Annotated in this window: 9 protein-coding genes; 3 read left to right on the top strand and 6 right to left on the bottom strand. The window is 68.0% G+C overall.

Annotated features, from left to right (window positions below; translation table 11 throughout):
* Window positions 1–34: 34 nt before the first annotated feature.
* Entirely contained in the window at window positions 35–454 is a 420-nt protein-coding gene (gene mscL, locus CSW63_RS22310; protein WP_062096681.1) for a large-conductance mechanosensitive channel protein MscL, read from the top strand.
* Between the two features lie 78 nt (window positions 455–532).
* Here the strand turns inward: mscL and CSW63_RS22305 are convergent, their stop codons facing one another.
* Window positions 533–3,379 (bottom strand): pitrilysin family protein, encoded by a 2,847-nt coding sequence (locus CSW63_RS22305; RefSeq protein WP_062096680.1) that lies wholly within the window; start codon window positions 3,377–3,379, stop codon window positions 533–535.
* Between the two features lie 161 nt (window positions 3,380–3,540).
* Between CSW63_RS22305 and CSW63_RS22300 the strand changes: the two genes are divergently transcribed.
* On the top strand, window positions 3,541–4,134 hold the full coding sequence (locus tag CSW63_RS22300) for a biliverdin-producing heme oxygenase (RefSeq protein WP_062096678.1): 594 nt from the start codon (window positions 3,541–3,543) through the stop codon (window positions 4,132–4,134).
* The gene (locus CSW63_RS22295; protein ID WP_231737499.1) at window positions 4,121–6,637 is read left to right on the top strand and encodes an HWE histidine kinase domain-containing protein; all 2,517 of its coding nucleotides are present in this window, start codon (window positions 4,121–4,123) and stop codon (window positions 6,635–6,637) included. The genes CSW63_RS22300 and CSW63_RS22295 overlap by 14 nt, the downstream gene beginning before the upstream one ends.
* A 45-nt stretch (window positions 6,638–6,682) precedes the next feature.
* Here the strand turns inward: CSW63_RS22295 and CSW63_RS22290 are convergent, their stop codons facing one another.
* The 5 genes from CSW63_RS22290 to CSW63_RS22270 form a co-directional block, all read right to left on the bottom strand.
* Window positions 6,683–7,117, bottom strand: coding sequence for a thiol-disulfide oxidoreductase DCC family protein (locus tag CSW63_RS22290; protein ID WP_062096674.1), 435 nt, complete (start codon window positions 7,115–7,117; stop codon window positions 6,683–6,685).
* Window positions 7,102–7,659, bottom strand: coding sequence for an SRPBCC family protein (locus CSW63_RS22285; RefSeq protein ID WP_062096672.1), 558 nt, complete (start codon window positions 7,657–7,659; stop codon window positions 7,102–7,104). The genes CSW63_RS22290 and CSW63_RS22285 overlap by 16 nt, the downstream gene beginning before the upstream one ends.
* A 33-nt stretch (window positions 7,660–7,692) precedes the next feature.
* Window positions 7,693–9,621, bottom strand: a complete 1,929-nt coding sequence (gene acs / locus CSW63_RS22280; protein WP_062096670.1) for an acetate--CoA ligase — start codon at window positions 9,619–9,621, stop codon at window positions 7,693–7,695.
* A 126-nt stretch (window positions 9,622–9,747) separates the two neighbouring features.
* On the bottom strand, window positions 9,748–11,268 hold the full coding sequence (adh, locus tag CSW63_RS22275) for an aldehyde dehydrogenase (RefSeq protein WP_062096668.1): 1,521 nt from the start codon (window positions 11,266–11,268) through the stop codon (window positions 9,748–9,750).
* 119 nt (window positions 11,269–11,387) lie between these two features.
* Window positions 11,388–12,338 (bottom strand): GAF domain-containing protein, encoded by a 951-nt coding sequence (locus CSW63_RS22270; protein ID WP_062096774.1) that lies wholly within the window; start codon window positions 12,336–12,338, stop codon window positions 11,388–11,390.
* Between the last annotated feature and the right edge of the window lie 133 nt (window positions 12,339–12,471).

Raw genomic sequence — 12,471 nt, 5'->3', positions numbered from 1 at the left:
CGCCCACGCTGATTTGTGTGGGGAGTGCTCTGTCATGAGCGTGGTCAAGGAATTCCGCGAGTTCATCGCGCGGGGCAACGTCATCGATCTGGCCGTGGGCGTGATCATCGGCGCGGCCTTCAACGGCATCGTCAAGAGCCTGGTCGATCAGGTGATCATGCCGCCGATCGGCCTGCTGACCGGCGGTCTGGATTTCTCGAAGCTGGAATGGGTGCTGCGCCCCGAAGATCCGGCGACCGAGGCGATCGAGAAGGTGGCGATTCAGTACGGCGCCTTCATCAACACCGTGATCCAGTTCTTCATCGTCGCCACGGTGGTCTTCCTGCTGGTCAAGCTGGTCAACGAGATCCGCCGCCAGGACGCGGCCGAGCCGGCGCCCGCCGCGCCGCCTGCGCCCACGCCTGAACAGACCCTGCTGACCGAGATCCGTGATCTGCTGGCCAAGAAGGGCTGACCAAGGTCTGGGCGACCATGGAAAGGCCGGCCGCTGGCGACAGCGGCCGGCCTTTTTCGTCGCCGGAGCGCGGACGGCCTACTTGGTCAGGCCGGGCGCATCCAGATCCAGCTTGGCGGCGGGAATGACCGTCGCGTTCGGCGCGGCCTTGGACAGGCCTTCGCCCATCGCCTTGGCGTCGCCGGCGACGATCACGCTCATCTGGGCCGGGTCGAGCTTGGCCTTGGCGAAGGCCTGGACCTGCTCGGGGGTCACGGCCTCGACCTTGGCCGCGTAGCTCTGGATTTCGGTGAGCGGCACGCCGTAGACGGCGAGGTTGCCCAGGATGCCCGCCAGGCCTTCCGAGGTGCCGAGGTCGCGGCCAAAGCCGCCGACCAGCACCGACTTGCGGGCGGCCAGTTCGCCGACCGTGGCCGGTTCGTTGGCCAGGCGGCTCAGCTCGGCGCGAGTCAGGCTGATCACCTCGCCGGCCGAGGGGTTCTTGGTCTGCACCCGCGCCGAGAAGCCGCCGAACTGGCCTTGCGGGGTCAGGCTGGAGCCGGCGCCGTAGGACAGGCCGCGCTTGATGCGGATTTCCTGGTTCAGGCGCGAGGAGAAGCCCACGCCCAGCACCGTATTGGCGACCACGCCTTGATAGTAACTGGGATCGGCGCGGGTGATGGCGGGCTTGGCGAGCACCACGGCGGCCTGGCCTGTGCCCGGCAGGTCGATGACCACATTGCGCGGCTGGTAGCCGGTCGGGGCGGCCGGCGGGGCCGGCGGCGGCGTCGCCGGCTTCTTCCAGCCGCCGAAGGCCTGCTCGGCCAGGGCGAAACCGGCCTCGGGCGTCAGGTTGCCGGTCACGACTAGCACCGCGTTGTCCGGCCGCCAGTAGGCCGCGTGAGTCTTGGTCAGATCCTCGCGCTTGATCTTCGGCAGCGAGCCCGGGGTGCCGCCGGCGACATGGCCATAGGCCGAGCCGGCATAGAGCACCGGGCTGGTCGCAAAGCCGGCCAGGCTGCCAGGGCGCTGGAACGCCACCGACAGGCCATCCAGGGTCTCGGCGCGGACGCGGTCCAGCTCCTCGGCCTTGAACGCGGGGTTCTGGGCGACGTCGGCCATGATCGCCATGGCGGGCTCGGCGTTGTTCGCCGTGACACTGAGGGTCAGCGACGCGGCTTCCCAGCCCGATCCGGCCGACAGATTGGCGCCCAGGGCTTCGGTCTCGCGCGCGACCTGCGTCGCCGAGCGCGTGACGGTGCCTTCGGTCAGCAGCTCAGAGGTCAGGCTAGACGTGCCTGCCAGACCGGCGGGGTCGGAGCTGGCGCCGCCCTTTACGGTCAAGGTCGAGGTGATCAGCGGCAGGTCGCTGGACTTGGCGACGATGACCCGCAGGCCGTTGGCCAGGATCTTTTCCGCCGGGCTCGGCATGACGGCCGGAACCGGGGCGGCGACCGCCGGCGGTTTCTCGCGCTCGGCCTCCGGGGCCAGCGTCGTCACCGGACCGTCGTACTTCACCGAAGCCACCTTCGGTATCGGTGGCGTGGCGTCCTTCTCGCCGGCCGGACGATTCTTTTCCGGCAGGTAGTTGATCACGGTGCGGCGATCGTCGGCCAGGTACTTGCGGGCCACGCGCTGGATGTCGGCGGCGGTCACTGCCTGAAGCTTGGCGAGGCTGGTGTTGGCGGCGGCGGCGTCGCCCTCGGTCTGCAAGGCGTAGCCGATCGCGAAGCCGCGTCCGTCGATCTCCTCGCGGCGACGCACGGCGTCGGCCAGCAGGCCGGCCTTGGCCTCCGCCAGTTCGGCCGGGGTCACCAGGCCGTCGCGGACCCGCGCGACCTGCGCGCGTAGGGCGGCCTCGCCCTGGGCTACCGTCTTGCCGCCGGCCATGATGGCGCCGACATAGAACAGGCCAGGCTGGGCGTTGTTCGGGGCCGACGAGAACACCGACTGGGCGATCTTCTGGTCATAGACCAGGCTGTCGTAGAGGCGCGACGACTTGCCGGCGGTCAGGATGGCGTCCAGCACCGCCAAGGCGGGCGTATCCTGGTCGGCGGCGGCCGGGGCCAGCCAGGTGATGGCCAGGGCCGGAAGCGGGACGTTCGGGCCGTAGGTGTTGACGGTCTTGGGACCGGTACGAGCCGGCTCGACCGCCGTGACCTTTGGGATCGTTCCATCGGGCGCGGCGAGCGGCCCGAAGTACTTGTCGATCATCACGTCCAGCTTGGCCTGGTCGAAGTTGCCGACCACGATCAGGGCGGCGTTGTCCGGGCGATAATAGGTGCGGTGGAAAGCGCGCACGTCGTCGACGGTCGCTGCGTCCAGCTCCTCGATGGAGCCGATGCCAGGGCGCTGATAGGGATGGACGGCGAAGGACTGCTGCGGAATCGACAGGGCGAAGAACCGGCCATAGGGGTCGGCCAGCACCCGTTGGCGCAGCTCTTCCTTCACCACATCGCGCTCGGAGGCGAACACCGCTTCGTCGATGACCAGCGACTTCAGCCGGTCGGCCTCGGCCCAGATCAGGCGCTCCAGGTGATTGGCCGGCACCACCTCGTAATAGTTGGTGAAGTCGTCCCAGGTGGAGGCGTTGTTGAAGCCGCCGACGTCCTCGGTCAGACGGTCGATCGTCTCGTTGGGCATGTTGCGCGTGGCTTTGAACATCAGATGTTCGAACAGGTGCGCGAAGCCCGAGCGGCCCTGCGGGTCGTCCTTGGAGCCGACGCCGTACCAGACCTGCACCGAGACGTTCGGCGTTGTGGTGTCGCGCGAAGTGAACACCTTCAGGCCGTTGGCTAGCACGCGCTGCTGAAAGGCGATCGGCGGAACGGCGATCGCGGCCGTCGCGGCGGGCTGCGCCGGGGCCGGCGCGGCCAGGGCGAGCGGCGACAGCGCCGAGGTGGACAGGGCCGCGGCCACGAGGGCCAGCTTGGCGGTGCGGATCATGCGCAAAAGTCTCCAGAACAGTTCGACGCAACCCTAGCACCGCCGTTCGCCTGGGAAACCTTACCGACAGTTCATGTGGGTGGAACCAAGCTGCGCCGTCAGAGTTAGTGATGGTCGACTCGTCCCCATGACCCTTGGGCTGACGCGCCACGGGGGGGAACTTGCCGGAACGTTCGCTACGCGACCGCCTCAGGGTCGCAACGCTTCGTGAGCACGAAGCTCTGGACGCCCTCGTAACGCGGTCGCACCTGGAAACGAGGGCGGGCTACAGCGCCTTCCTGAGCGCCTCGGCCCAGGCGTTGATTCCCCTGGAGCTGGCGCTGGAACGGGCCGGTGTCGCGGACTGGCTTCCGGACTGGCCTAGTCGTTCGCGTCGCCGCGCGCTTGAGAGCGACCTTCATCAGTTGGGTGTGAGGCCCTTAGCGCCCTCGACAGCGGCCATACCGTCCCCCGCCTTCGGCGCGGGCGTGCTTTATGTGCTCGAGGGCTCGCGCCTGGGCGGGCGTCTGCTATCCCGCCAAGTGCGGGCGGCCGATGCGGATTTGCCGATCGCTTATCTGAGCCACGGTCTGGAGCAGAACCTCTGGCGGGCCTTCCTGACGTGGCTTGAAGCCTCCCCAAAAGTCGACTGCCGGACAGACATCGTCGAAGCCGGTGCGCGATATGGTTTTCGCTGCTTCTCGGAAGCGTTCGAGAGCCTTAGCCCGCCGACTGGAGGCCTGAATGCCCGAGGCTGCGCCCATGTCCGGGTTTGACGTCAATCTGACCAACTGCGACCGCGAGCCGATCCACATCCTGGGGTCGGTTCAACCCTTCGGCTGTCTGCTGGCGGTGAATAGCGATTGGGTGGTCGCCCACGCGTCCACCTCCACCCTGCGCTATCTCGGCGTTGCGGCCGAAGACCTTTTGGGCAAGCCGCTGACCCAGATCATGAGCGGTCACGCCATCCACAATATCCGGGGCCGCCTTCAGATCATGCGGGGCGCCGACGCGGTGGAGCGCATGTTCGGCCAGCCGCTGATCGACGGCGGCGAGGACTTCGATCTGGCTCTGCACTATTCCGGTCGTCTTCTGATCATCGAGGCCGAGCCCAGCCATCCGGAGATTCTCATCGAGGCCGCCTCGGCGGTGCGCTCGATGACAACGCGGATCACCGCCCGGCCGACCTTCGAGGAATTCTGCCACGAGGCCGCGCGGCAGGTCCGGGCCCTTACCGAGTTCGACCGCGTCATGGTTTACCGCTTCGCTCACGACGGCGCGGGAGAGGTGATCGCCGAGTCGGTGCGCCCCGGCATCGGCTCGTTCCTGGGTCAGCGCTATCCGGCCTCGGACATTCCGGTGCAGGCGCGCGCGCTCTACGAACGCAACTGGCTACGGATCATCGCCGACATCGACGCCGAGGTCTCGCCCATCCTGCCGCCCGTCAGCGCGAGCGGCGAGCCGGTGGACCTGTCGATGAGCATGCTGCGGGCGGTCTCGCCGATCCACATCGAGTATCTGCGTAACATGGGCGTCGCCGCCTCGCTGTCGATCTCGATCCTGCGCGACGGCAAGCTTTGGGGCCTGTTCGCCTGCCACCACTACGCGCCCAAGCACGTCAGCTATGAGCGCCGCACGGCGGCCGAGCTGTTTGGACAACTATTCTCCCTGACCCTGGAAAGCCGCGAGCGCGAAGCCGAGACGCGCAGGATGGCCGAGGCGCGCGCCTTGCACGACCGCATGATGACCGCCGTCGTCAGCGGTCAGCCTGGCGCCGACAGCCTGATCCCGTTCCTCGACGATCTTTGCCGCCTCGTGCATTGCGACGGCCTGGCCTTGTGGCTGGACGGGCGATTGACCCTGCGCGATTCCACGCCGAGCGCCAGCGACGTGCACACCCTGATCCGACTTTTGCGCGACAAGGACACCCACGCCGTGTTCGCCACCCATGAAATCAGCGCGCTTCTGCCTGCGGCTGCGGACTGGTCGGAGAAGGCCGCGGGCATGATGGCCGTGCCCCTGTCGCGCGCGCCGCGCGACTATCTGATCTTCTTCCGCAAGGAGGAGGCCAAGACCCTGGTCTGGGGCGGCAAGCCGGAGAAGCTGACCAAGGTCGGGCCGTTGGGCGACCGGCTGACGCCCCGCAAAAGCTTTGAGGCGTGGGAGGAGACCGTGCGCGGCCAGAGCCGGCCGTGGACCACCGTGGAGCGGTCCCTGGCCGAGAGCATGCGCGCCAGTCTCCTGGAAATCGTCTTCCGCCTGACCGACCTGGCCGACGCGGAGCGCCAGCGCGCGAACCAGCGTCAGGAGCTGCTGATCGCCGAGCTGAACCACAGGGTTCGCAACATTCTGGGCCTGATCCGGGGGCTCATCAGTCAAAGCCAGGCAGGCGTCGCCAGCGTCGCGGAGTTCGCCGAGGTGGTTGGTGGGCGGGTTCAGGCCCTGGCGCGCGCGCACGACCAGATCACGCGTCACCAATGGGGCCCCGGCGCGCTCGGCGATCTGATCACCGCCGAGGCCGAGGCCTATCTTTCCTCCAAGGCCCAACGCGTGCGTCTGACCGGCGCGCCGATCGCTCTGGCGCCGGACGCCTTCTCCATCCTGTCGCTGGTCATCCACGAACTGATGACCAACTCGGCCAAGTATGGCGCGCTCTGCGACCAGCGAGGATGGGTCACGATCGATTGGCGGCGAGATCCGAAGGGCGATTTGATCATCGACTGGCGCGAGCACGACGGGCCCAGGGTGAAGCCGCCCACCCGGCGAGGGTTTGGCTCGACGATCATCGAGCATTCCATTCCCCACGACCTGAACGGCGACGTCGCGCTGGACTACCGTCCAGAGGGCTTTCAGGCGCGCATCCGTATCCCGGGCCGCTACGTGACCAGCGAAAGCGTCGCCGCAGTGATCGCCCAGCCCCGCCGGTCCGACGGGCCGGTTCGAGCGCCCGAACGCATGCTGGTTCTGGAAGACAACATGATCATCGCGCTCGATCTGGAAGACATGCTGACCCGGATGGGGGTCAAGGACATCACTGTGGTCTCCAGCGTCGGCCAGGCGCTCGAGGCGCTAAACGGCTGGTCGCCGCCGTTCGCGATCCTGGACGTCAATCTGGGCGCGGAGACCAGCTTTCCGGTGGCCGACGCCCTGCTGGCGGCAGGCGCGCCGTTCGCGTTCGGGACGGGGTTTGGCGACAGCGCGTCGTTCCCGGACCGCTTCCGCGATGTTCCCGTTCTGCAGAAACCCTATAGCGCCGAGAGCGTCGCGGCCCTGTTCTAGAGCATTCTTCGGCGAAGCGGATCCGACTCGTCGTCGGAAAACCCGCTAGTCGAGCAGGAAGCGCGCGCGCTGTTCCGGAGCCGGGACGTGGCAGTGATCGCTTTTGCCAAAGATCTGGTACCGATTGGCGGCGATCCAGTCGTAGGCTCGGTCGGTCAGGGCGCGCGGCAGACGTTCGATCCAGGCGACGTGGCGCCAGGGCGCGGGCAGCCGGCGGAGCAGGGCGGCCACGGCGGCGGTCTTGCGAAGCGGCCGTCCGCTGTCGAAGAACAGGAAGCTTTCGGGGGCGTCGGGGTCCAGGCCATGCGCGATCGCCAGCCGCCGCCCGAACGGCGACTGGACTGAGGTGAAGCGGATCACGCCTTGGCGGTCCAGGCGCAGCACCGTGCGCACTACGCCGTCGCAGAGATGGCAGACCCCATCGAACAGCATCAGCGCGTCGGGCGCTGGGTCATCGCGCCCGGTCATGGCGTCTCGCACTCGCGCCGGAGGGCGACCAAGGATTGCGGCACGGTGCGGCGCATCAGGCTGGAGACGAGGCCGGCAGGCACCGCGAAGGGCGCCGTGGCCCAGAGATCGTAGGTGACCCGCGTGCGGGCGCCGCCGTCGATCGGCTCCAGCCGCCAGTAGCCGTCGCAGGCGCGGATGTCGCCGCCGATACAGGTGAAGCGGATTTCGCGATCGGGCCGCAGCACCAGACGCGCCCTCGATTGCATGGCGGGGAGGAAGAAGCCCCACTTCACGGTGTGTTCGCGCACCTCCGAGCCGTCAGGAGCGCGGGAGACCACCTTGCAGCGCTTGACCCCGGGGCTCATCCGGGCGGCGCGATCGCAATCGAGGATGACGTCGAACACCACCGAGGGCGGGGCGGCGATCTCGACGCTGGCGCGCACCACGCCGCGCCCTTGAGCGTCGGCATGGGCCTCGACCTGGACGCCGTCGTCCTTGACGATCCATTCTGTCGCCGCGCGCGCGGGCGTGGCGACCAGAAGCGATAGGAAAAGCAGGGCGAGCCGGCGCATCGTGTCGATGCTAACGCGCCGGCCCGGTTTTCGTCACGCGCCGGCGCGGTTCTGGATCAGGTCGTCCACCACGGAGGGGTCGGCCAAGGTCGAGGTGTCGCCGAGGCTTGAAAGCTCGTTTTCGGCGATCTTGCGCAGGATACGGCGCATGATCTTGCCCGAGCGGGTCTTGGGCAGGCCCGGGGCCCACTGGATGACATCCGGTGTGGCGATGGGGCCGATCTCGCGGCGAACCCAGTCGGTCAGCTCCTTGCGCAGCGCGTCTGAGGCGGTCACTCCGGCGTTCAGGGTCACGTAGCAATAGATGCCCTGGCCCTTGATGTTGTGCGGATAGCCGACGACCGCCGCCTCGGCCACGCGCGGGTGGGCGACCAGGGCGCTTTCGACCTCGGCCGTGCCCAGGCGATGGCCCGAGACGTTCAGTACGTCGTCCACCCGACCGGTGATCCAGTAGTAGCCGTCGGCGTCGCGGCGGCAGCCGTCGCCGGTGAAGTACTTGCCGGGATAGGTCGAGAAATAGGTCTCGAAGAAGCGGCGATGATCGCCATAGACCGTGCGCATCTGACCCGGCCAGCTGTCGGTGATCACGAGGTTGCCCTCGGTCGCGCCCTCCAGAACGACGCCCTCTGCGTCCACCAGCTGCGGCTTGACGCCCGGCATGGGGCCGCAGGCCGAACCGGGCTTCAAGGCGTCAGCGCCGGGCAGGGGCGTCATCAGCGTGCCGCCGGTCTCGGTCTGCCACCAGGTGTCGACGATCGGGCAGCGGCTTTCGCCCACCACGCGGTGGTACCAGAGCCAGGCCTCCGGATTGATCGGCTCGCCCACGCTGCCCAGCAGGCGCAACGAGGCGCGCGAGGTGCGCTCGACCGGCGCCTCGCCCTCGCGCATCAGGGCGCGCAGGGCCGTTGGGGCGGTGTAGAAGATCTCGACCTTGTGCTTGTCGATCACCTGCCAGAAGCGGCTGTTGCAGGGATAGTTCGGCACGCCCTCGAACATCACGCTGGTCGCGCCGTTCGCGAGCGGGCCGTAGACGATGTAGGTGTGGCCGGTGACCCAGCCGATGTCGGCGGTGCACCAGTAGACCTCTCCCGGGCGGTAGTCGAACACCGCCTCGTGCGTCCAGCTGGCCCAGACCAGATAGCCGCCGGTCGTATGCAGCACGCCCTTGGGTTTGCCCGTCGAGCCGGAGGTGTAGAGGATGAACAGCGGGTCCTCGGCGTTCATCGGCTCGGGCGCACAGTGGATCGAGGCCTTGGCGGCGGCGTGCTCGTAGATGATGTCGCGGCCGGCGGTCAGCGGCACGCTGGCGCCTGTGCGGGTGACGACGAGCACCTTTTCCACGCCCGGACAGTGCGCCAAGGCGGCGTCGACATTGGCTTTCAGCGGGATGCGTTTGCCGCCGCGCACGCCTTCGTCCGCCGTGATGACCAGCTTGGAGTCACAGTCGTTGATGCGCCCCGCCAGGCTGTCGGGCGAGAAGCCGGCGAACACCACCGAGTGGACGGCGCCGATCCGGGCGCAGGCCAGCATCGCATAGGCGGCCTCGGGGATCATCGGCAGGTAGATCGTGACCCGGTCGCCCTTGGTCACGCCTTGGGCCTTGAAGACATTGGCCATGCGGCAGACCTGCTCGTGCAGTTCCGCATAGGTGATTTTCCGCGAGGCGGCCGGATCGTCGCCTTCCCAGATCAGCGCAACGTCATGGGCGCGGTGGCGAAGGTGGCGGTCGATGCAGTTGGCCGAGACGTTGAGGACACCGTCCTCGTACCAGCGGATGCGGAAGTCCTCCTCGCGGAAGGAGACGTCCTTGATCTTGGTGGGCGGAGTGATCCAGTCCAGACGACCGGCCAGATCCTTCCAGTAGCCGTGCGGATCCTCGTCGGCGCGCCGGCGGGCGGCGGCCAGGGCGTCGGCGTTGACATGGGCGCGATCAGCCCAGGCCTTTGGAACCGGAAACAGCATACCGTCGCTCACCTGCGCTACTCCCCTTTATTATCGGCGCGGAATTAGGCGAAGCCAACCGCCCGGCGCAAGAAGACCAATAAGGTTTCTCGCGCCGGACGGCCGACGTGGGATCCTGCGAACGGATCAGAAGAAGCCCAGGGCCTTGGGGCTGTAGCTGACCAGCATGTTCTTGGTCTGCTGGTAGTGGTCGAGCATCATCTTGTGGGTCTCGCGCCCGACGCCCGACTGCTTGTAGCCGCCAAACGCCGCGTGGGCGGGATAGGCGTGGTAGCAGTTGGTCCACACGCGGCCGGCCTGGATGCCGCGTCCGAAGCGGTAGCAGCGGTTGGCGTCACGGCTCCAGACACCGGCGCCCAGGCCGAAGGCGGTGTCGTTGGCGATCGCTAGAGCTTCTTCCTCGGTCTTGAAGGTGGTGACGGCCAGGACCGGGCCGAAGATCTCCTCCTGGAAGATCCGCATCTTGTTGTGGCCTTCGAACACGGTCGGCTCGACATAGTAGCCGTCGGCCAGCAGGCCCGGCAGGATCTTGCGCTGACCGCCGGCCAGCAGCTTGGCCCCTTCGTTGCGGCCGATATCCATGTAGCCGAGGATCTTGTTCAGCTGCTCTTCGGAGGCCTGGGCGCCGATCATGGTGGCGGGATCGAGCGGGCTGCCTTGGACGACGGCGTTCACGCGCTTGAGAGCGCGTTCCATGAACTTCTCATAGATCGACTCCTGCACCAGGGCCCGGCTGGGGCAGGTGCAGACCTCGCCCTGGTTCAGGGCGAACATGGTGAAGCCCTCCAGGGCCTTGTCGAGATAGTCGTCGTCCTCGCGCGTGACATCGTCGAAGAAGATGTTCGGCGACTTGCCGCCCAGCTCGAGGGTCACCGGGATCAGGTTCTGGGCGGCGTACTGCATGATCAGCCGGCCGGTGGAGGTCTCACCGGTGAAGGCGATCTTGGCGATGCGCGGGCTGGAGGCCAGCGGCTTGCCGGCTTCGAGGCCGAAGCCGTTGACGATGTTCAGCACGCCGGCCGGCAGCAGGTCGCCGATCATCTCGGCCCAGACCATGATCGAGGCGGGGGTCTGCTCGGCGGGCTTCAGAACCACGCAGTTGCCGGCCGCCAGGGCGGGCGCCAGTTTCCAGCAGGCCATCAGCAGCGGGAAGTTCCACGGGATGATCTGGCCGACCACGCCCAGCGGCTCGTGGAAGTGGTAGGCGATGGTGTCGTGGTCGATCTCGGAGATCGAGCCTTCCTGGCTGCGCAGGCAGCCCGCGAAATAGCGGAAGTGGTCGATGGCCAGCGGAATGTCGGCGGCCATGGTCTCGCGGATCGGCTTGCCGTTGTCCCAGGTCTCGGCCGTGGCGAGCGCCTCGAGGTTTTCCTCCATGCGGTCGGCGATGCGCAGCAGGATGCGCGAGCGGTCGGCCGCGCTGGTCTTGGCCCAGGCGTCCTTGGCGGCGTGGGCGGCGTCCAGGGCGCGCTCGATGTCGACGGCCTGAGAGCGCGCGATCTCGCAGATCTTGCGGCCGTGGATCGGCGAGCTGTTGTCGAAATAGCGACCGTCGGCAGGCGCGACCCACTGGCCGCCGATGAAGTTGTCGTAGCGGGCCTTGAAGGGCGCACGCGACAGGGAATCGATGAACTCGGGCTTGGTCATGGTTTCCTCCAGCCGCCTTACCGGCGGACATCTGGAAGAAAACTTGCGGCCAAGAGAGCGGGGCTTCGTAGCGGGTCGGGAGTCCGGATCGCGCCGAGTGTCTCATCGGTGAGACACCTTCAGGTGAATTCGCGGCCTCGCGCCAGGTCGAGCCGCTTGAGCTTGCGATTCATCGTGGCGCGCGACAGGCCCAGCAGCGCCGCCGCCGCCGAAACGTTGCCGCCCGTCTGAGACAGCGCGCGCCGCACCGCCGCCCGCTCGGCCTCGTCCAGGCTGGCGGCGCGATCGGGGAAGGTGACCCCGCCGCGCAGAACCGCGTCGGTCAGCTTCAGGGCTTGGCGGGCCGCCCGGGTGGCGCCGATGATCAGGTCGTCACCGTCCACGGCCAGCATTGGGGCCGAGGCCCGCTCCAGGGTCTGTTCGGGCAGCAGCACGATGCGCGCGTCCGGAAACGCGTCGCGGAAGGCGCGCGCCTCGATCCGGCGGGCGGCGTCGGTGACGATGCGCTCGACCAGGCTGGTCAGGCCGTCCATGCCGGGGCGGCAGGACGAGACGTCGAGCGCTCCGGCCAGGCCGCCCGTCGCGTCGAACAGCGGCGCCACCGTGCAGGACAGCCCGATATTGCGGGTATGGAAGTGCTGGTCGCGGTGCACGGTCAGGACGCGTTGTTCGGCCAGACAGGTGCCGATACCGTTGGTGCCTTCGCGGGCCTCGCTCCAGACCGCCCCTTCCCACAGGCCCCAGCGGCGGAAGACCGGGTCGTCCCCCGCCACGCCACGACGATCGACGGGCACGCCCTCGGCGTCGGTCAGCAACACGCAGCAGCCCGACTCGCCCACCGCCTGGAACAGCGAGTCCAGATTGTCCCGCGCCGCCGCCAGGAAGGGGCCCATGCGCTCCTGCGCCTCGCGCAGTTCGGCGCTGGTCAGGGTCTCGGGAGGCTTGCGGTTCTCGGGGTCCAGGTGGTGCTGGGTGAGGCAGCGCCGCCACGAGGCGGCGATCGGCGACAGCGCCGCGGCGGCGCCGTTGCTCAAGACGGATAAGACCCGGTCGGCGTGGCCTTCGGCCATCATGATCCTCCCTGGCGCGGCCAAGCCGCCCAGAAGCGCACCATGACGCCAGCGGGCGTGCGGCCGCAATCAGGGATTCTACTTGTCCGGACCCAGATTGAGCTTAGACAAAACGTCGCGTTGCTCAGGAGTT

This window comes from Caulobacter sp. FWC26, assembly GCF_002742645.2.
Lineage (GTDB): Bacteria > Pseudomonadota > Alphaproteobacteria > Caulobacterales > Caulobacteraceae > Caulobacter.
This window is presented reverse-complemented; position numbering and strand designations above follow the sequence as displayed.